Origin of the sequence: Bradyrhizobium sp. 187 (assembly GCF_023101005.1) — a bacterium.
Lineage (GTDB): Bacteria > Pseudomonadota > Alphaproteobacteria > Rhizobiales > Xanthobacteraceae > Bradyrhizobium > Bradyrhizobium canariense_D.
Map to the genome: position 1 here is coordinate 666,651 of NZ_CP064693.1, position 18,679 is coordinate 685,329.

At 62.5% G+C, this 18,679-nt stretch carries 17 protein-coding genes; 11 read left to right on the forward strand and 6 right to left on the reverse strand.

What is annotated here, in order from left to right:
- Positions 1–46: 46 nt before the first annotated feature.
- Positions 47–271: a cysteine rich repeat-containing protein gene (locus tag IVB19_RS03260; RefSeq protein ID WP_018453155.1), complete on the reverse strand. Its 225-nt coding sequence runs from the start codon at positions 269–271 to the stop codon at positions 47–49.
- Between the two features lie 235 nt (positions 272–506).
- Here IVB19_RS03260 and IVB19_RS03265 point away from each other — a divergent pair, with 235 nt between their 5' ends.
- Positions 507–788 carry a hypothetical protein gene (locus IVB19_RS03265; RefSeq protein ID WP_026232471.1) on the forward strand — a complete coding sequence of 94 codons (282 nt, stop codon included), beginning with the start codon at positions 507–509 and terminating at the stop codon, positions 786–788.
- A gap of 116 nt (positions 789–904) precedes the next feature.
- Here IVB19_RS03265 and IVB19_RS03270 read toward each other — a convergent pair whose 3' ends face one another.
- Together IVB19_RS03270 and IVB19_RS03275 are read right to left on the reverse strand one after the other, a co-directional pair.
- On the reverse strand, positions 905–2,842 hold the full coding sequence (locus IVB19_RS03270; RefSeq protein ID WP_247299254.1) for an ATP-binding protein: 1,938 nt from the start codon (positions 2,840–2,842) through the stop codon (positions 905–907).
- Positions 2,839–3,522: a response regulator gene (locus IVB19_RS03275; protein ID WP_018453158.1), complete on the reverse strand. Its 684-nt coding sequence runs from the start codon at positions 3,520–3,522 to the stop codon at positions 2,839–2,841. Before IVB19_RS03275 ends, IVB19_RS03270 begins: the two co-directional genes overlap by 4 nt.
- 404 nt (positions 3,523–3,926) lie before the next feature.
- On the opposite strand from IVB19_RS03275, the gene IVB19_RS03280 reads away from it, so the two are divergent.
- The gene (locus tag IVB19_RS03280) at positions 3,927–5,735 is read left to right on the forward strand and encodes a caspase family protein (RefSeq protein WP_247337574.1); all 1,809 of its coding nucleotides are present in this window, start codon (positions 3,927–3,929) and stop codon (positions 5,733–5,735) included.
- A gap of 32 nt (positions 5,736–5,767) precedes the next feature.
- Here IVB19_RS03280 and IVB19_RS03285 read toward each other — a convergent pair whose 3' ends face one another.
- Positions 5,768–6,211: a hypothetical protein gene (locus IVB19_RS03285; RefSeq protein WP_204512507.1), complete on the reverse strand. Its 444-nt coding sequence runs from the start codon at positions 6,209–6,211 to the stop codon at positions 5,768–5,770.
- Between the two features lie 300 nt (positions 6,212–6,511).
- Here IVB19_RS03285 and IVB19_RS03290 point away from each other — a divergent pair, with 300 nt between their 5' ends.
- A complete protein-coding gene (locus IVB19_RS03290; RefSeq protein WP_247821038.1) occupies positions 6,512–8,344 on the forward strand; it encodes a caspase family protein in 1,833 nt (610 codons plus the stop codon).
- Positions 8,345–8,409: 65 nt separating this feature from the next.
- Here IVB19_RS03290 and IVB19_RS03295 read toward each other — a convergent pair whose 3' ends face one another.
- Entirely contained in the window at positions 8,410–8,643 is a 234-nt protein-coding gene (locus IVB19_RS03295; protein WP_026232472.1) for a hypothetical protein, read from the reverse strand.
- Positions 8,644–8,879: 236 nt separating this feature from the next.
- On the opposite strand from IVB19_RS03295, the gene IVB19_RS03300 reads away from it, so the two are divergent.
- From IVB19_RS03300 to IVB19_RS03320, 5 genes are all read left to right on the forward strand, one after another.
- Positions 8,880–9,545: a response regulator transcription factor gene (locus IVB19_RS03300; protein WP_018453161.1), complete on the forward strand. Its 666-nt coding sequence runs from the start codon at positions 8,880–8,882 to the stop codon at positions 9,543–9,545.
- Positions 9,542–10,963 carry a sensor histidine kinase gene (locus tag IVB19_RS03305; protein WP_018453162.1) on the forward strand — a complete coding sequence of 474 codons (1,422 nt, stop codon included), beginning with the start codon at positions 9,542–9,544 and terminating at the stop codon, positions 10,961–10,963. Before IVB19_RS03300 ends, IVB19_RS03305 begins: the two co-directional genes overlap by 4 nt.
- An 87-nt stretch (positions 10,964–11,050) precedes the next feature.
- A complete protein-coding gene (locus IVB19_RS03310; RefSeq protein ID WP_085350789.1) occupies positions 11,051–12,127 on the forward strand; it encodes an ABC transporter substrate-binding protein in 1,077 nt (358 codons plus the stop codon).
- 271 nt (positions 12,128–12,398) lie between these two features.
- A complete protein-coding gene (locus tag IVB19_RS03315; RefSeq protein ID WP_018453164.1) occupies positions 12,399–13,706 on the forward strand; it encodes an MFS transporter in 1,308 nt (435 codons plus the stop codon).
- Between the two features lie 77 nt (positions 13,707–13,783).
- Complete coding sequence (locus tag IVB19_RS03320) at positions 13,784–14,581, forward strand: substrate-binding domain-containing protein (protein ID WP_018453165.1); 798 nt, start codon at positions 13,784–13,786, stop codon at positions 14,579–14,581.
- Positions 14,582–14,701: 120 nt separating this feature from the next.
- On the opposite strand, the gene IVB19_RS03325 is transcribed toward IVB19_RS03320, so the two are convergent.
- Complete coding sequence (locus tag IVB19_RS03325; RefSeq protein WP_143273402.1) at positions 14,702–14,881, reverse strand: hypothetical protein; 180 nt, start codon at positions 14,879–14,881, stop codon at positions 14,702–14,704.
- Between the two features lie 36 nt (positions 14,882–14,917).
- Here IVB19_RS03325 and IVB19_RS03330 point away from each other — a divergent pair, with 36 nt between their 5' ends.
- From IVB19_RS03330 to IVB19_RS03340, 3 genes are all read left to right on the forward strand, one after another.
- Complete coding sequence (locus tag IVB19_RS03330) at positions 14,918–16,237, forward strand: MFS transporter (RefSeq protein ID WP_026232474.1); 1,320 nt, start codon at positions 14,918–14,920, stop codon at positions 16,235–16,237.
- Between the two features lie 62 nt (positions 16,238–16,299).
- Positions 16,300–17,337, forward strand: coding sequence for an isocitrate/isopropylmalate dehydrogenase family protein (locus IVB19_RS03335; protein WP_018453168.1), 1,038 nt, complete (start codon positions 16,300–16,302; stop codon positions 17,335–17,337).
- A gap of 4 nt (positions 17,338–17,341) precedes the next feature.
- Positions 17,342–18,664: an MFS family transporter gene (locus IVB19_RS03340; RefSeq protein WP_018453169.1), complete on the forward strand. Its 1,323-nt coding sequence runs from the start codon at positions 17,342–17,344 to the stop codon at positions 18,662–18,664.
- Positions 18,665–18,679 lie beyond the last annotated feature (15 nt).

Here is an 18,679-nt window from a genome sequence, read left to right on the forward strand (position 1 = left end):
CTGACGGCTTTGACGCCGCCGAGATTTGTGTTGTGGACGCGAGCACTCACCCGCCGTGTGACTCCACGACCTTGCGGCAGCCGTCCGAAAGCTTCGACTTGTTCTCGCGCAGGCAGGCATTCATCTGTGGCGGCTTGCCGATATGTTCGGCGCAGAATTTGTTCGCGTCGCTTCGGCAGGTCATCTGCTCCTGCGGCGTCGGACCGGATTGCGCAGCGGCGGTCTGGGCGGTAGCGGCGAGCAGCAGCACGGCAAGAACCGAGATCTTCATAAAACACCTCCTTGGGAATGTCGTTGGTCCCGCCTGGGATCAAGCGGGCCGGACCATCTCGCGAGCGCCGGGCGCAGGTCCATGCCATGTTCATGGCATCGGCCAGCCCCTCCCGCCGCCGTACCCCCATTTTCATGGCATGTATCAGCGCGCCGTCTTTTGTCATTCAGGCTGCACGTCGGCCGCGAGACCCGGTGATTGCATCGGGACGCCGAACGGGAAGCAGGAGAGCAAGATGTCGAAAAGAGCGGGAGCGCTGAGCGCCGGGCTGACAATTTTGGCGCTGGCAGGTGCGGCGACGGTCTCGCTGGGCACGAGCCCGGCGCAGGCGGTGGTCTATTGCAAGACGGTCGGCATACCCAAGGGCTGCGTGGTGCGGCCGAGAGCGGCAGTGGTCGCTGCGCCGGCCGCCGCAGTCGCGGTCGCGACACCCGGGGTCGGTGCGCCCGGTGTCGGCGTGCGCGCGGGCACGCCGATGAATCGCGGTGGTCCGGTCAATCGCGTCGGCGTGCGCTGAGAAAGACGAAAGAGTTCGGGCGAAGGAGCATTGCGGACGAACCCCCGTCTTCCGCAGGCAAATCATCCGGCCCGTCCCTCTCTCCGCGCGTCCCACACGTTCGGAGAGGGGGCTTTTCAGCCGACGGCGGCACCGCTGTCGGGGAAAATCTGCGGCAATTGCAGCCGCACGCGCGTGCCTGAGGAATCCGAGCTCAGATCGAGCATCGCCCCGCAGCGCGCGGCACGGCTCCTCATGTTGCGAAGCCCCCGCGCGGTCTGGCCCGCGTCGGTGGCTCTGCCGCTGCCGACCGGCGCAGAACCGTTCGCAAAGCCCTTGCCATCATCCGCGACCTTGATCACACCGAACGGCCCCTGACCTTCGTCGACCGTCTCGATGGTGACCGCGATGCGGCGGGCCTGTGCGTGCTTGACCGCATTGGTCACGGCCTCGTCGAGGATGCGCACGATCTGGATGACATGCCATGGCCTGAGCTCGGGATGCAGCGGCAGCCCCTGCGGCGTGGCCACGTGCCAGTCGAGCGCGATGTCGTGCGGTCGCAATTGCGCGGTCGCTCGCTCGCGCCAGGAGCCGAGTGCGAGCATCAGGTCGCCGCCGATGTCGTCCATGGAGTCGATGACGAGGCGGAGGTCCTTCAGCGCCGCACGGGCAGCGTCGGTGATGGTCGCGCCCTCGTGCCCGCGCTCGGACAGTGCCACGATGCTGATGAGCTGGCCGCCGAGGCCGTCATGCAGGTCGCGCATCAGCCGCGTGCGCTCATTGGCGAGCGCGGCTGCCCTTGCGCGCTCCTCCTCGCGGGCAAAGCTCGCCTTCAGCCGCTCCTCGGCCTCACGTACGCGCGTCACGAGCTGGTCGGCAAAGCTGTCGACCTGGTTCAGCGCGCGCGCGAACCGCCAGGTCAAGCCGGCGCCGATCGCGACCAGCATCGCCGAGTAGGACAGGCGCGAGAGGAAGATGCGCTCGTCGGTCACGATCTCGAACACCGACAGCATGTCGTGGACCCAGCAGATCAGCACGATGGTCACCGCGCAGCCGAGCGTGAAGCTTGCCGCGTCCTGCCGCCGCACCACCGCGGCAGCGGTGACGCAGGCCATCAGGAGCAGGCAGAGACCGACGGTCGGAATGCCAAGCAGGAGAAACAGAATGCGCGGCAGCGGCGGGCCGGCGATCAGTCCGACGCCGAACACGACGAGCCCCGGCGCGAACAGCAGCATGCCGTAGCGCGGCCAGCGCCAGCCGAAGAACAGCACGCCGAAGACGACGACCAGGGCGCTCTCGATCGGTGCGGACGCGAGCAATACCGCGGCGAGCCGGGACGTGTTGAGGGGGGGCACCGGTGGCGGCGCAAAGGCCTGCACTACGCCGAGTACCATCGCCACGGCCAGCACGCCGTAAACCGGCTCGCGGCGGCGCATCAGCCACATGATCGCCAGGATGACGGCGAGGATCGACTGCCAGGCGGAGAACACCACGGGCAACGTGACGAACATCAGCGTGCGTGTCTCGTAGGCCGGCCGCAAGGCCGCATCCAGCCCGACATAGACGGTGTCGAGAAAGCCCTTGAGCGGTCCCCAAACCAACAGCCGTACCGCGATCTCGTTCGTGCCCTCGCGCAGCAGCGAGGACGGGATCGCCCCGATTTGCGGAGTGTTGCGGTCGGGTCGGTTGGCGTTGGCATCGCGTCGGGAATCCAGGATGACGACGCCGTTGATTGAGACTTCCACCGCGTTGCTGAAGCGCGGCAGGAATACCGACCATCCCGACGCGACATCGCCGCGGCGGAACGTGAAGGCGCCGGTGTAGAGCGGCGGGTCGGCCAGGGAATAGCGTGACGACGTGAAATGCGGCAGCGTCACGGGACGTGCCACGCCGTCCTCGCGCAGCGAGAATTCGCTCAGCGCAAAGTCGTCGGGGTCGCTGGGCTGGAGCAGCCGCAGCCCGAGGACGGTCGCGACCACTATCAGCGCCTGCAGCAGCAGATAGGGCACGAGACGCGAGACCAGCAGCCGGCGCCGCCCGGGTTTGACCGGTGCCTTGGCCACGATCTCGCTCACAGCTTGATCAGGCCCTGCTGCACCGCTTCGAACACCGCTTCGCTGCGGGTGTGCACTTCGAGCTTGCGATAGATGTTCTTGATGTGGCCGGGCACGGTCTGCCGGGACAGGCCGAGATGGCTTGCGATCTCGGCGTAGCTGAAACCTTTGGCAATGCCCCAGAGGATGTCGATCTCGCGTGGGGTGAGCCTTGCGGTGTTGAGCGCGGGGCCCGGCGGAGGCTCGGCCGCATTCTGCGCGGAACCTTGCGTCCTGCGCACGATGAAGCGGGCGATCGAGGCCGAGATCGGCGAATGGCCGGCGACAAGATCGCGCACGGTGGTGGCGATATCAGTGGGGAACGCATCCTTCAGGAGATAGCCGGTGGCGCCAACCGTGATCGCGGAGATCACACTTTCTTCGTCGCCGAGCGCCGAGATCACCATGATCTCGGTGTCGGGAAAGCGTTGCCTTGTCTCGCGGATCAGCTCGACGCCGTGGCCGTCGGGCAGCCGCAGATCGGTGAGCAGCACGCGCGGCACAGCCGCGCTCAGCGCCGAACGAGCCTCTCCCAGCGTACCGGCGCTTCGCACCTCGTAGCCGGCCTTGACCAGCGCGTCCTGGAGCCGCCAGCAGGTCGGCGCGTCGTCCTCGACGAGGAGGATGGTGATGGCTTCACCCGTCTCGCCCTGTTCGGTCATGATCATCGTCGTCCTGCACCGCGTGTCCCCCGCGGCGCAGGGCCAAGTTTAGCCGCGGTGCGGGCGCCGCGACACCCATAATCATGGGGGCGCAAGGCATCGGTCTGGCGTTCCCGACGCGATGCCTACTGCTTCGTCGCACTGGCTCGTCCGGCGGCATGGGCGGGCCCGGCAGTCGCTGCACCAGATGCGCGGTACCGGCATTGTTCTTGTAGAACTGCTGATACGGCTCCTTGATCAGGTCGAGCTTCGTCGGCCGCAGTCATGCCGCCGTAGGTTTGGCCTGACGCCCACGGCGGCACCGGGAAGTGAGATAGGCCACAGACGGGTTGACTTACGGGAGGAGACCCTCGAAATCATCCCGGAGCCAGCCTAGGGCTCCTTGACGGAATGAAGCCTGCACCATGGTCGGATTGATCCTCCCGGCTCCGATGTCACGCCTGCAGCGTCTGGCCGGCCGTGTTGCGCTGGCGATTGCTCTGATGCTGGCAGCGGCGACGACCGCGCAGGCCGACAAGCGAGTGGCGCTGGTCCTTGGTGTGTCCAACTACCAGAGCGTCGCGCGGCTGGCCAATCCCGACAGCGACGCGGCCGCCATCAGCGACGTGTTCAAGCGGATGGGGTTCGATATCGTGGAGCTTCGCCGCGATCTCGGCGTCATCGAGATGCGGCGGGCGGTGCGCGATTTTGCTGCGGTTGCCGCGGATTCCGACATGGCCGTGGTCTATTACGCCGGTCACGGCATCGAGGTGAACGGCGCGAACTTCCTGATTCCGGCAGATGCCAGGCTGCAGAGCGATTTCGACGTCGAGGACGAGGCGGTCCCGCTGGACCGGATTCTCCAGGCGATAAATCCGGCGAAGCGGCTGCGGCTCGTCATCCTCGATGCCTGCCGCGACAATCCATTTGCAGAGCGGATGACACGCAGTGTCGCCACGCGTTCGATGGGCCGCGGCCTCGCCAAGATCGAGCCCGCCACGGCGGATACGCTGATTGCGTTCGCCGCCAAGGCCGGCGCGGTCGCCGGCGACGGCGACGGTGCGCACAGCCCGTTTGCGACCGCGCTCCTCAATCATTTGGCGACACCGGGCCTCGACCTTCGCCTGACGCTTGGCCGGGTTCGCGACGAGGTGCTCAAGAGCACGGGGCGGCGGCAGGAGCCCTTCGTCTACGGATCGCTCGGCGGCGACACCGTGGCGCTGGTGCCGCTGATTGCCCCAAAGGTCGATCCGGACGCGGAGTCCCAGCGAGACTACGAATTTGCGGCGCAGATCGGCACAAGGGAGGCGTGGACCTCGTTTCTCGGCGTTCACGGTAGCGGCCCCTACGCTGTGTCTGCTCATGCGGCCCTCGACAAGCTGGATGCGGCGGAGAAGGCCCGTGAAAAGGCAGACCTGCTGAGGCGGCAAGCCGAACAGCAAGCCAGGCAGAAGAACGAGGATGTCAAGAAGCAGATCGAGGAGCAGGCTGCGCGCCAGGCCGAGCAGGCGAAGCTCCAGGTCTCAGAACAGGCCCGGCGCGATCTGGAGAAGGAGCGCCAACGCATCGCCGAGCAGGCCAAGCGCGAGCTCGACGATGCCCGGCGGCAGGTTGCGGAGGCGCGCCGGCAGGCGGAGGATGCGGCCCTTCAGGTCGAGCAGGCAAAGAAGCAGGCCGCGCTGGACGCGCAGCAGCAGATCGAGGCCGCAAGGCGCGAACAGGAACAGCGCGAGCGGGAGCGACAGGCCACACTCGCCGCGCTAACTCCGCCGGCTGCGCCTGCCCCTGCGTCGGTTGTCGTGCCGGCAATGGATCCGGCGGATATTGCACGCCTGCTCCAGGCCCATCTGAAGCGCGTCGGCTGCGATCCCGGGACCACCGACGGTGCCTGGACGGCGCCGTCGCAAAAGGCGCTCGACAATTTCAACCGAAACGCCGGCACCAGATTCGACGTCAAAGTTGCCAGCCTCGATGCGCTCGATGCGGTGCGCGGCCGGCCCGATCGTGTCTGTCCGCTGGTGTGCGCCAAGGGACAAAAGGCAGAAGGCGATCGTTGCGTCCAGATCGTCTGCGACGGCAATGACGTGCTGGATGCCCAGAGCACGTGCCGCCGGCGTCCCGATCCGCCGCCGCAGAAGCCAAAGGCGGTATCGCGCCAGGAGCCGAGCCCGCGCGGTCGCGCACGTCCGTCCGGCGGAGCCGATTCATGCGGAGGCAGCTGTGAGGGTGATTGAGACCGGTGCCGAGAGCACGGTGCTTCGGCAGCTCACAGGCTGGGAACGACGTTGACGTTGACTTTCAGATTCAGGAACGTGCGCTTGCCGGCGCCGTCCTCGAAGTAGAGTCTGCTCTCGAAATGGTCGCTGCCGGTAAAGCCGGAATTCGGCCGGTACACAGCCTTCGTCGAGTTGACCAGGCTGTAAGATCCGTTCGCCGGAGAGACGACGACGTCCTGGCCCACGAACGGACCCAGGGATTGGAAATTGAACCCGCAACCGCGGTCTTGCGCGACCCGCATCGGGATGACGACATTACAACCCTGGCAGATGTTGAAATGCGGGCGACGGCAAGCTGCGTTGGCATTCAAGCCGTGGGCGTTTCCGTAGCTCTTGTAGCCCGGGCGCATCTTGTCGGCGCTCGCAGTGCCGGAAAGAAGCAACGAGGCGCTGGTTACAATCGACAATACAACTGTCATGAAAGGACGGATCATTCTGAAAACCCCTTGGCGGCCAACGAAGCAAAAGCGATTTATGCCGACATAGAAGCTCAAGCGCCCCGGGGAGGCAAGTATCTGCGGAAGGTTGCTGGACAGCTTCCCAATGCCATGCCCCTTCCACTATCATTTCGAACAGGGAGTCGCCCGGCAGGACACTGCGCGGCGGCAACCGTCTCGCCTGACGGCCGGGCCTGATGTGTGATCGATGGCACAGACCCGAGGGCGGACCGCTATCGAAATAGTACTCATATCGATTGCAGCCACATTGCTGACGCGTGGAGCGAAGCCTGCATCATGATCCGATTGAGCCCTTCAGTCCCGATGTTGCGTTCAAGCCGGTTGGTCTGCCGGCTTGCGCTGTCGATGTTGTGGATGCTGGCGGCGGCGACGACCGCGCAGGCCGACAAGCGAGTGGCGCTGGTCCTTGGTGTGTCCAACTACCAGAGCGTCGCGCGGCTGGCCAATCCCGACAACGACGCCGCCGCCATCAGCGACGTGTTCAAGCGGATGGGGTTCGATATCGTGGAGCTTCGCCGCGATCTCGGCGTCATCGAGATGCGGCGGGCGGTGCGCGATTTTGCTGCGGTTGCCGCGGATTCCGACATGGCCGTGGTCTATTACGCCGGTCACGGCATCGAGGTGAACGGCGCGAACTTCCTGATTCCGGCAGATGCCAGGCTGCAGAGCGATTTCGACGTCGAGGACGAGGCGGTCCCGCTGGACCGGATTCTCCAGGCGATAAATCCGGCGAAGCGGCTGCGGCTCGTCATCCTCGATGCCTGCCGCGACAATCCGTTTGCAGAGCGGATGACACGCAGTGTCGCCACGCGTTCGATGGGCCGCGGCCTCGCCAAGATCGAGCCCGCCACGGCGGATACGCTGATTGCGTTCGCCGCCAAGGCCGGCGCGGTCGCCGGCGACGGCGACGGTGCGCACAGCCCGTTTGCGACCGCGCTCCTCAATCATTTGGCGACACCGGGCCTCGACCTTCGCCTGACGCTTGGCCGGGTTCGCGACGAGGTGCTCAAGAGCACGGGGCGGCGGCAGGAGCCCTTCGTCTACGGATCGCTCGGCGGCGACACCGTGGCGCTGGTGCCGCCGGTTGCACCGCCGATCGATCCGAACGCGGGAGCCCGGCGGGATTATGAGCTTGCGGCGCAGGCCGGCACCAAGCAGGCCTGGCTTTCCTTTCTCGCCGTTCATGCCACCGGCATCTATGCCAACTTTGCGCATGCGGCGCTCGACAAGCTCGAGGCCGCAGAAAAAATCAGCGAAAACGCCGATGCCGTACAGCGGCAGGCCGAGCAGCAGGTCCGGCAGAAGAGCGACGATTTCAGGAAACAGATCGAGGAGCAGGCGGCGCGTGAGACGGAACGGGCCACGCAGCAGATCTCCGAGCAGGCCCGGCGCGATCTGGAGAAGGAGCGCCAACGCATCGCCGAGCAGGCCAAGCGCGAGCTCGACGATGCCCGGCGGCAGGTTGCGGAGGCGCGCCGGCAGGCGGAGGACGCGGCCCTTCAGGTCGAGCAGGCGATGAAGCAGGCCGCGCTGGAGGCGCAGCAACAGATCGAGGCGGCGAAGCGCGAGGCAGACCGGCGCGAGAAGGAGCGCCAGGCTACGCTTGCCGCTCTGACCCCGCCCGCCGCGCCCGCTGCTGCTCTCGCCGTGGCGCCGACTAGCGTGCCAGCGATGGATCCTGCGGACATCGCCCGCTTGCTCCAGGCGCACCTGAAGCGTGTCGGTTGCGATCCCGGTGCGGCCGATGGCGCCTGGACTGCACCGTCGCAAAAGGCGCTCGACAGCTTCAACAGATATGCCGGTACGAAATTCGACGTGAAGGTCGCAAGCCTCGACGCGCTCGATGCGGTGCGCGCCCGGCCCGATCGCATCTGCCCGCTGGTTTGTGCGAGGGGGCAAAAGGCGGTTGGCGACCGCTGCGTCCAGATCGTCTGTGACAACAAATTCGTGCTGGACGCCCAGGGCGTGTGCCAGCGGCGTCCCGATCCGTCGCCCCAGAAACCAAAGGCGGTGTCCCGCCACGAACCGAGCCCGCGCGCGCCGTCTGCTCCGGCCAGCAGCGAGGGCGGCAAATGTCATACCTATGGCGGAAAACAGTACTGCCAGTGATGCGGCGTTGCTCGCCCTGGGTTGACGGGGTGGCGAGATCCTCGCGTCCGTCCAGGATGGCCCCTCTACGAAGCCTCTGCCCGCGGCGGCGGATATCGCCGGGCCAGCGCCGACAACGGCAAGTGTCGCTCGCCCTCAGGTAGCTCGAGATAGGCGAGCACGAGCGGCCGTTTCCAGTCACCGACGCCGAAATCCATCGCCATCCATTTCTGCGGTTCGGGGCCCTCAAGACCGCGCACCCAGACGAAATAGCGGGGGAGATCGTCGGCTTCCGTTTCCGTCACGCGTCTCCTGGCCATCAAAGCTGCTCGCTGTATCGTTACGTGTTGCCACACGATGTGGGGACTGGCCTGGCAAAGTCGAACCGTCGAGGGAGGGGATGCCGGGAAGCACGCGGCCCTCTCCTGGCGAAGTGTCCGAAGGATGCGAGCCGTACATCCGCGAGGAAGCTCCGATTTGATCTTTCGATACTGTCCTTCTAGCCTCACGGTGACGTCTCCCGCGCACGGGTGGTGCGAACGCAAGGGTTTGTTCAGTGAGGATTCTGATTGTCGAGGACGATGCCGCCATGGCGCGCGGCCTTGCCGAGCGGCTCAAGCTGTCCGGGTTCGCCGTCGATATCGAGTCTGACGGGGCTTCGGCGGCGCAGACCGCCTTGCTGGAACCCTACAGCCTCATCATTCTGGACATCAACTTGCCGAACGTGTCGGGTTTCGGCGTCCTGCACAAGATACGGCAAGCCGGGTCGACCGTTCCGGTCATGATTCTGACTGCCCGTTACGCGACCGGCGATAAGGTCAGCGGGCTCGATCTCGGCGCCGACGATTATCTCTCCAAGCCATTTGATATCGCCGAATTTGATGCCCGCGTTCGCGCGCTCGTGAGAAGGGGACAGGGGCTTCCAAATCCAACCTTGATCTGTGGCCCGCTCGCGTTCGACCGCGCCGCGGGCACGATTACACTGAGCGGCCGGCCGCTTGAATTGCGACGGCGCGAGTTTGCCGTGCTGGAAGTGCTGATGACCCGCGCCGGCAAAGTCGTCTCCAAGGAGCGCCTGATCGCGGAGGTATTTGGCTTCGACGAGGCGGTAGCGCCGAACGCGGCGGAACTCTATGTTGGTCGCGTTCGCCAGAAACTCGGTCCTGACGGGCCGCGGATCCGAACCGTCCGCGGGCTAGGCTATCTGCTGGAGGTACAGTGATCGCCACCTGGCGGCCGTCGTTGAGGCGAACGCTCCTCACCAATCTGGTGGCGCCCGCCATTGTATTGGCGATGGTGCTTGGAATCGGCGGTATGTTGCTGATCCAGCGCGTTGTGCAGACAGTTCATGACCGGTTGCTCGATGGGTCGGTTCTCGCCATCGCCGAACGCGTCGGCGTGGAAGATGGCGAACTGACGGTCGACTTGCCGCAGGTTGCGCTCGGCATGCTGGAAAGCCAGTCGCACGACAGCATCTATTACAGCGTGACTTACCTCGGCGAATTGATCACCGGTTACAAGGATCTTCCACTATCCGGCTTCGATCGATTGAAGGCTGGCGAAACCGGCCATCGCGATGGCGCGTATCGCGGCAAAACGGTTCGTATCGGCGCGCAGGCGCGGCAGGTCTACGGCAGGCCGGAGCTGGTCCTCGTCGCAGTGGCCGAAACGGTGCAGGCGCGCCGCGTCGTCGAACGTGAAATGCTGATCGGACTGGCGATGCTCGAGGCCGGGTTGATTAGCCTCATCGCTTGCCTCGGCTGGTACGCCGTCGATCGAGGCCTGAGGCCGCTTGGCGAACTCAAGCAAGAAATCGACGCGCGCGGTATTCAGGGCGGTCCAAATCTCAGTCCGCTCGACCTTTCCCGGGTGCCGCAGGAAGCTTTAGCACCGGCGCTCGCGGTAAATTCCCTGCTACAGCGGCTGGATCTGGCCATCGGACTGGTGCGCCGATTCACAGCCGATGCCTCGCATCAGATGCGAACCCCATTGGCGATACTGCGGACGCATCTCGATCTGGTGCGACGCCTGGGGTCGGAAACGCCGGCGGGCCAATCTGCCCTCGACGAGGTCGATAACGCCATCAACCGCCTTGAACGGCTGCTCGGGCAGCTCGTGACACTGGCACGGGCCGACGAGCAGAACATTGCGCAACCGGCCGCGGAGAACGTTGACCTGAATGAGGTCGCCTTCAATGTCCTGTCGGAGCGTGCCCCACAGGCTTTCGCGAACGACATCGACGTCCAGTTCGATCGATCCGACTGTCCCGCGGTCATCGCCGGCAATACGGTCCTGATTGGCGAATTGCTGGCAAACCTGATCGACAATGCGATCCGCTACAACCGCCCCGGGGGGATGGTCCTGGTTCGCGCGGTTGTTGACGCCACGACCGCGCGAATTGAAGTCGAGGATACCGGTCCGGGAATTCCGGAGGCCCATCGGGCCCGCGTTTTCGAGCGTTTTTATCGGATTCCGATGGCGAACGGCCCTGCAGGCAGTGGTCTTGGACTAGCCATCGTGAAAGCCTTGTCGGACCGTCTCGGGGCCCAAATCGTGCTTGCACCTGGCCCGGAAGGCCGGGGTCTGCGGGTTTCCGTGAGCTTTCCTCTTGCCAAGCGTGATGGTGAAAGCTCAAGTTGAGGCCGGATTGTGCGCTGCCGTACGAATGGCTGCGGTCCTGAACAAACTGAAGTCCGCAAAGCGGCTCATGGACGAGGAAACGTCACGATGGCGGCTGCCAAAGCCTTGGCCTTGTGCGTTGGGATCTTGCTGACGTGGCCTGCCATGTCGGAGCAGGCGCAGCTCGGCCCTCTCAAAGGGCAAGCATCCGCTATCGCCGGAGCTCGAGAGCAGCTCAACATCGTATCGACGACCCAGGACGCGGACGTCGCCGACTTGCTTGCCGATTTCCGGGCAAGTCATCCGGACATCGAGATCGTCCATACAAAGATCAACTCGAACGATATCTACAATCAAGTCGTGGATCCCTCGACCTCCAGCGCAGCACCCGGAGACATTGTCTGGAGCTCCGCGATGGATCTGCAGATCAAGCTCGTCAATGACGGCTATGCTCAACCCTATGTCTCGAAGGAAATTGCGCATATCCCGGATTGGGCCATCTGGAAAGACGAAGCCTATGCCATCACGGCGGAGCCGATTGTCATTGTTTATAACAAGAACCTCGTTGCGGAGTCCGATGTACCCCGAACCCGCACTGACCTGAAGAGCCTTCTAAGCCGAAAGCCTGACATCTATCGAGGTAAGATCGCAACCTATGACCCGGAGCAGAGCGGGACCGGTTTCCTGTTCATCACGCGCGATGCCGGAATCACCAGGACAACGTGGGATTTGGTCCGTGCGTTTGGCAGCGCCGGTATCAAGCTCTATTCGACCACCGGAACGGTGCTTGATCGGATTTCATCCGGCGAACATCTGCTCGCCTACAATATGATAGGGTCTTACGCGATCGAACGGGCCAAGGAAGATGCCTCTATCGGAATCGTGTTTCCTGCCGACTACATCACCTTGATGTCGCGAATAGCCTTTATACCCGTCACCGCGCCCCACCCGGAATCCGCGAAATTGTTTCTTGATTACCTGCTTTCAGAACGCGGCCAGAAATTTCTCCTGGCCCGGTCAGTCGGTCCTGTGCGCCTCGGTCTCGGCGCGGAAGGCGTGATACCTGCGGATCGCAGCGGCGCAGTCAAGCCGATCCATATTGGTGCAGAATTGCTCACCTATCTCGATCAATCGAAACGAGCGAGCTTCCTCAAAGAGTGGCGCCGCGCGTTGCAGGATCGATAGAAATCCAGGGATCTGGATTTCAGACGGAATAACATCCGAGAGAAGCCCCCCATATCTGCCGGCTCATCAAGCGCGTCGTCTTCAAACCGATTTTCTTGCGGAGTGCGGCAGCGACAGGTTGGTGACAGGCAGCTGATATACGATGAGGCAGCAATCGTAGCTTGAACGATCGCTCCTCGCGTATCGGTCAATCCGGCCGCGATCAAGTTTGCAACACCTGCAAGACGGGTGAACAAGACAAAAAAACATAAACGATAAAAGGGAGGACGGCATGACGGTTACCACCGGACAGTCGAAGCTTGGCATGGTGCTCCGCGTCACCAGTGGCAACTTTCTTGAGATGTTCGACTTCTTTCTGTCGGGCGTCTACGCGTCGTACATCGCCAAGGCATTCTTCCCACTCGAAAATGAATACGCGTCACTGCTGCTGACCTTCGTTGCGTTTGGCGCAGGCTTTCTGATGCGCCCGCTCGGCGCCATCATCCTCGGCGCCTACGTGGATCGGATCGGCCGGCGCCAAGGCCTGATCGTTACACTGTCGATCATGGCTGCCGGCACGGTGCTCATCGCGTTCGTGCCAAGTTACGCAACCATTGGCATATTGGCCCCGATCCTCGTCTTGATCGGACGCCTGCTGCAAGGCTTCTCGGCTGGCGTCGAGCTTGGTGGGGTTTCCGTCTATCTCTCGGAAATGGCCACACCGGGAAAGAAGGGTTTTTACGCCAGCTGGCAATCGGCAAGTCAACAGGTCGCGATCATCGTCTCGGCCTCGCTGGGTTTCGCTCTCAATGCATGGCTTGCACCGGCGCAGCTTGACGATTGGGGCTGGCGTATTCCGTTCTTCATCGGCTGCCTGATCGTTCCTTTCGTATTCTTCATTCGACGCTCGCTGCAGGAAACCGATGAATTCCTGGCGCGGAAGCATCATCCGACACCCCGCGAGATCTATCGCTCCATCCTCGCAAACTGGAGCATTGTGCTTGCCGGGATGATGATGGTGATCATGACCACGGTGTCGTTCTACCTCATTACCGTCTACACGCCGACATTCGGCAAATCGGTCCTCAAGCTGACCGCGGCCGATGGCCTGATCGTGACGATTTGCGTGGGAATATCGAACTTCATCTGGCTTCCCATCATGGGCTCGTTGTCCGATCGGATTGGTCGTCGGCCGATCCTCATCGCCTTTTCGACTTTGGCATTTCTGACTGCATATCCCGCGCTTTCCTGGTTGGCCGCAGGCCCGACGTTCCCGAAGATGCTGACGGTCCTACTTTGGTTGTCTTTCATCTACGCCAGCTACAACGGCGCGATGATCGTCGCATTGACCGAAGTCATGCCGGTGGGTGTGCGAACGTCGGGATTCTCCCTCGCATATAGTCTGGCAACGACGTTCGGCGGGTTTACGGCAGCGATCTGCACCTGGCTGATCGCTGCCACTGGTGACAATGCGTCGCCGGGATATTGGATGAGCGCGGCAGCGCTCTGTGGTCTGGCCGGGACGTACCTCGTTTACAGGCCGCAACAACGACGCGCGCTATCCGGCGCCAATTCGGTCGAGACGGTGATAGGGACGTGACCACCAAAGTGCTCGATGACGTCGACCGTCATCGAGCAAGCACAGTCCTCGAATAATTGCATCGAAGGAAATTGCCGATGAGCGTGACGATCGTCGTGCGCAGGCGAGTTGCGCTAAGCTTGCTGATTGTCTTGGCGGCCGCGGCTGGAATCGCCAAGGCGTCCGAAGTCAGGGTCATGATCTCGGGAGGCTTGGCGACGCCTTATAAGGAGCTCGTACCGCAATTTGAACGCGCGACGGGAAATACGGTCGTCACGGCCTATGGCCCCTCGATGGGAACGACGGAGAACGCCATCCCCGTGCGACTGGCACGCGGCGAGGCGGCGGACGTGCTCATCATGGTCGGCGACGCGCTTGGCGAGATGATCGAGCAGGGCAGGGCGGTCAGAACCAGCCGCGTCGACCTGGTACGCTCGCCGATCGGGATCGCGGTACGCGCCGGAACGCCAAAGCCTGATATCGGTACTCCTGACGCATTGAAGCAGGCACTGTTGAACGCGAAGTCAGTTGCATACTCCGACAGCGCCAGCGGCGTCTATGTGGGCACCGAGCTGTTCAAGCGTCTCGGGATCGCCGCCGAGATGAAGGACAAGGCCAAAATGATTCCGGCGGAGCCGGTCGCGAGTGTTGTTGCACGCGGTGACGCCGAACTCGGCTTTCAACAGATCAGTGAACTTCTGCCGATCGCTGGAGCCGACCTTGTCGGGCCGCTCCCGCCAGACGTCCAGAAAATCACGATCTTTTCTGCAGGCATAACCTCCGGTGCCAGTCAGCCGGAAGCCGGACGGGCTCTGATTGCCTTCCTCGCTTCCGCTGCTGCTGCTCCGGCCCTGAAAAAAGCGGGTCTCGATCCCTTTGCAGCATCGGAGAAATAGACCGCTTCAGATCTGCGCGAGGCGGACGATTCCAGCGAAGGGGGACTTGATAATGAAGCAGTATCTCAACAGCTTCGGCGCACGCCAGACACTTGTCGTCGGTGCAAAGAGCTACGCCTACTATTCGCTTGCCGCAGCGGAAAAGAATGGCCTTCCCAGCATCTCCAGAAGCTCGCGATCGAGATCCGCGAGTCCGATGGTGCGAATAAGGCCATCATACCCTTGACCTGCCGCATCGATACGCTCGACGAGCTCGAATATTTCCGCAACGGCGGAATTTTTCAATACGTCCTGCGCCAACTCGCTGCCTGACCGTCAACCCGAAACGAGGACGCCATGCCAACGAATTCCGCGCCGCTACCGAGGATCGAAGCGGAAACCATGCGCCGCATTACATGGCGCCTGCTTCCGTTTTTCATGGTGTGCTATTTCATTTCATACGTTGACCGCGTCAATGCCGGGTTTGCGGCCCTGCAAATGAACAAGGATCTGGGCCTGACGCAGGCTGCCTTCGGGGCGGGCGGGGCGCTGTTCTATATCGCCTACATTCTTTTCGAGGTCCCCAGTAATCTGGCGATGCAGAAAGTTGGCGCGCGGATCTGGATCGCGCGCATTATGATCACATGGGGGATAGTCGGTATTCTCTCCGCTTTTGCGGTAGGGCCGATTACTTTTTATCTGAGCCGCTTCTTGTTGGGTGCAGCGGAGGCCGGGTTCTTTCCTGGTGTGATCCTGTATCTGACCTTCTGGTTTCCGGCGGCCTATCGCGCACGGATCGTTGCGGTTTTCATGGTGGCGATACCGCTATCGAGCTTTTTGGGATCGCCAATATCCGGCGCTTTGCTGGCGATGGATGGCGTGCTCGGCCTTCGTGGTTGGCAATGGCTTTTCATCGTTGAAGCCATTCCGGCCGTCCTGCTCGGCCTGGTCTCGTTCTTCGGGCTTCCGAACAAACCCGCTGATGCAAAATGGCTCGAGCCGGAGGCGCGCAATTGGCTCGACGCGCGCCTGCAGTCGGAACGATCGATGGCGAAGCAGGTCGGCCACATGTCGCTGTGGCAAATTCTGACCAACAAATATGTGCTCATCCTCGGTTTGATCTATGCGGGAAGCTCGGCCACGAGCAACGCGTTGTCGCTGTGGCAGCCTCAGATCGTGAAATCGTTCGGGATGTCCAACATGGAGACCGGCTTCCTGAATGCCATCCCATTTGGCATCGCCTCCGTTGCGATGATCTTTTGGGGAAGATATTCGGACAGGTCGAACGCCCATGCCCAAAACACCGCAATACCACTTGCGTTATGCGCAACGGCGCTGCTTGCGACCATGCTCACGAGCTCATTACCCGTGACGCTTGCTATTCTGAGCGTGGTCTTGATCGGTAATTATTCGATCAAGGGACCATTCTGGGCCCTGGCGACTGGGACACTCTCTCCGGCAACTGCTGCGGCCGGAATTGCCGGCATCAATACCCTGTCGCACATCGGCACTTCTGGCGCGGTGTGGCTGCTCGGCGTCATTAAGGAGGCGACGGGTAGCTTCCCCATGGCCTTGATACCGCTGGCTTTGCTTCAAATCGCCGGGATCATCGCGGTGCTTTGGATCAGCAAGCAGGAAACGCTACCCGCCACCTCCGCCGCAAGCCCCGTACATTGAGTGCAAGGCAGCATGTCTGACATTCACAAAACCCCGCGGCTCTCATCTTCGAGGACATAGTAATGCCTGCTCAATCCAAAACGAAGCGGCCCGCTACGCTCATTCCAGGCGATGGTATCGGCCCCGAGATCGTGAAATCGGCCGTCGACATTCTCGAAGCGCTCGGCTCTCCATTCGAATGGGACATCCAGCAGGGTGGCCTGGCCGCGATCGAGGAAAGCCGTGATCCGCTGCCGCAGGCGACGCTGGACAGCATCCGACGTACGCGGCTCGCCCTGAAGGGCCCGCTAACGACGCCGGTGGGGGGAGGATTCCGCTCGATCAATGTTCGTCTGCGCGAAGAATTCGGCCTTTACGCCAATTTGCGGCCGGTTCGAAGCATGGTTCCCGGAGGACGATTCGACGAAATCGATATCGTGCTGGTGCGCGAGAACCTCGGCGGGCTCTATGTCGCTTTCGAACACTATATTCCAATTGGGGAAGATCCGCACGCGGTCGCCATTTCGACCGGGGTCAATACGCGTGAAGGATCGCGCAAGATCATCGAATTCGCATTCGACTACGCGCTCAAGAACGGTCGCAAGAAGGTGACCGTCGTGCACAAGGCCAACGTGCTGAAGGCGCTGACCGGCATCTTTCTCGAGGTCGGTCACGAGGTTGCAAAGAAGTACGAGGGCAGGGTCAAGATGGACGATCGCATCGTCGATGCCACGGCGATGCAGCTCGTCATGAATCCCTGGCAGTTCGACGTCATCGTCACTACCAATTTGTTCGGTGACATCCTGTCGGATCAGCTCGCCGGTCTGGTCGGCGGCCTCGGCATGGCGCCCGGCGCCAACATCGGTCCGGATGCGGCGATCTTCGAGGCCGTGCACGGCTCGGCACCGGATATTGCCGGCAAGGGAATCGCCAATCCGCTCGCTTTATTGCTGGCGGTCGGGCTGATGCTGGAGCACATTGATCAGCCTGATCTCGCAAACCGTCTTAGAACGGCAATTGATCAGGTCTTGCGCGAGGACGGCGTTCGCACGCCCGATCTGGGCGGCAAAGCGTCCACTGGCGACTTCACTCAAAGCATCATCCGTCGATTGGGAGGGTAAGCAAATGACCGCTGTTGCTGCATCGCACCCGGCAATCCCCGCTGACAGCACGGCGCAAAAGCTGTCGCGTATCAAGGCGATTGTGGCTGCGTCGTCCGGAAATCTGGTCGAGTGGTACGACTTCTATGCTTACGCATTTACCTCGATCTATTTCGCGGCGGCGTTCTTCCCGTCTGGCGACCAGACCAGCCAGTTGCTGGCGACGGCCGGCATTTTCGCCGTAGGGTTCTTCATGCGGCCGCTCGGTGGCTGGCTGTTCGGCTGGATCGCCGATGCGCATGGCCGCAAGAATTCGATGGTGCTGTCGGTGCTGCTGATGTGCGCGGGATCGCTGATGATCGGAATGCTCCCCACGTACCAAACAATCGGCGCCGCGGCGCCGGCGCTCCTACTGTTTGCGCGCATGGCACAAGGCCTGTCGGTCGGCGGGGAATATGGAACGGCGGCAACTTATATGAGCGAGATTGCCGGCAAGGGCAACCGCGGGTTCTATTCGTCATTCCAGTATGTCACGCTCATCGGCGGGCAACTTCTCGCACTCCTCGTTGTCGTGGTTCTGCAGCAAACCTTGTCGCTCGACGAGCTGAAGGAATGGGGATGGCGGGTGCCTTTCCTGTTCGGCGCCGTCGCGGCCGTTGTGGCGTTGTATCTCCGCCGCTCGTTGCAGGAGACGGCCTCGGCGGAGACCATGCACCGCAAGGAGGCAGGTTCTCTCTCCGGCCTCTGGCATCATAAGCGCGCGCTGCTGATCGTTCTCGCATTCACGATCGGCGGATCGCTATTTTTCTATACGTTTACGACCTACATGCAGAAATTCCTGGTCAACAGCGTGAAGCTGGATGCCAAGACGGTCAGCTCGATCATGACCGCTGCCCTGATCGCCTTCATGCTGCTGCAACCGGTGTTCGGGGCGCTATCGGACAGGATCGGCCGGCGCAACAACATGATCCTGTTCAGCGCATGCGCTACCCTCGCTGCGGTGCCGCTATTGATGGCATTGTCCAGCACCACCAACGTCTACGCCGTTTTTGGCCTGATCATGATCGGTCTTGTGATTGCGTGCTTCTATACCTCGATCAGTGGCGTCGTGAAGGCCGAACTGTTTCCGCCCGAGGTGCGCGCCCTAGGCGTCGGACTTCCCTACGCGATTGCCAATGCGATGTTCGGCGGAACGGCGGAATATGTTGCATTGTCGCTGAAATCGTCCGGATACGAAACCCTGTTCTTCTGGTACGTCGCGGCGATGGCGCTGGTCGCCCTGGTCGCGTCGCTCTGGATGCCGGATACGCGGACGCGAGGCTATCTCGACGGCGATGGCCGGATCTGAACTGAAACACGACGG

Coding starts and splice junctions, on each gene's coding strand:
- IVB19_RS03295 (WP_026232472.1), bottom strand. CDS start 8,643: ATGGCCAGGAGACGCGTGACGGAAACGGAAGCCGACGATCTCCCCCGC.
- IVB19_RS03285 (WP_204512507.1), bottom strand. CDS start 6,211: ATGATCCGTCCTTTCATGACAGTTGTATTGTCGATTGTAACCAGCGCC.
- IVB19_RS03320 (WP_018453165.1), top strand. CDS start 13,784: ATGAGCGTGACGATCGTCGTGCGCAGGCGAGTTGCGCTAAGCTTGCTG.
- IVB19_RS03310 (WP_085350789.1), top strand. CDS start 11,051: ATGGCGGCTGCCAAAGCCTTGGCCTTGTGCGTTGGGATCTTGCTGACG.
- IVB19_RS03315 (WP_018453164.1), top strand. CDS start 12,399: ATGACGGTTACCACCGGACAGTCGAAGCTTGGCATGGTGCTCCGCGTC.
- IVB19_RS03330 (WP_026232474.1), top strand. CDS start 14,918: ATGCCAACGAATTCCGCGCCGCTACCGAGGATCGAAGCGGAAACCATG.
- IVB19_RS03290 (WP_247821038.1), top strand. CDS start 6,512: ATGATCCGATTGAGCCCTTCAGTCCCGATGTTGCGTTCAAGCCGGTTG.
- IVB19_RS03260 (WP_018453155.1), bottom strand. CDS start 271: ATGAAGATCTCGGTTCTTGCCGTGCTGCTGCTCGCCGCTACCGCCCAG.
- IVB19_RS03335 (WP_018453168.1), top strand. CDS start 16,300: ATGCCTGCTCAATCCAAAACGAAGCGGCCCGCTACGCTCATTCCAGGC.
- IVB19_RS03340 (WP_018453169.1), top strand. CDS start 17,342: ATGACCGCTGTTGCTGCATCGCACCCGGCAATCCCCGCTGACAGCACG.
- IVB19_RS03275 (WP_018453158.1), bottom strand. CDS start 3,522: ATGACCGAACAGGGCGAGACGGGTGAAGCCATCACCATCCTCCTCGTC.
- IVB19_RS03265 (WP_026232471.1), top strand. CDS start 507: ATGTCGAAAAGAGCGGGAGCGCTGAGCGCCGGGCTGACAATTTTGGCG.
- IVB19_RS03280 (WP_247337574.1), top strand. CDS start 3,927: ATGGTCGGATTGATCCTCCCGGCTCCGATGTCACGCCTGCAGCGTCTG.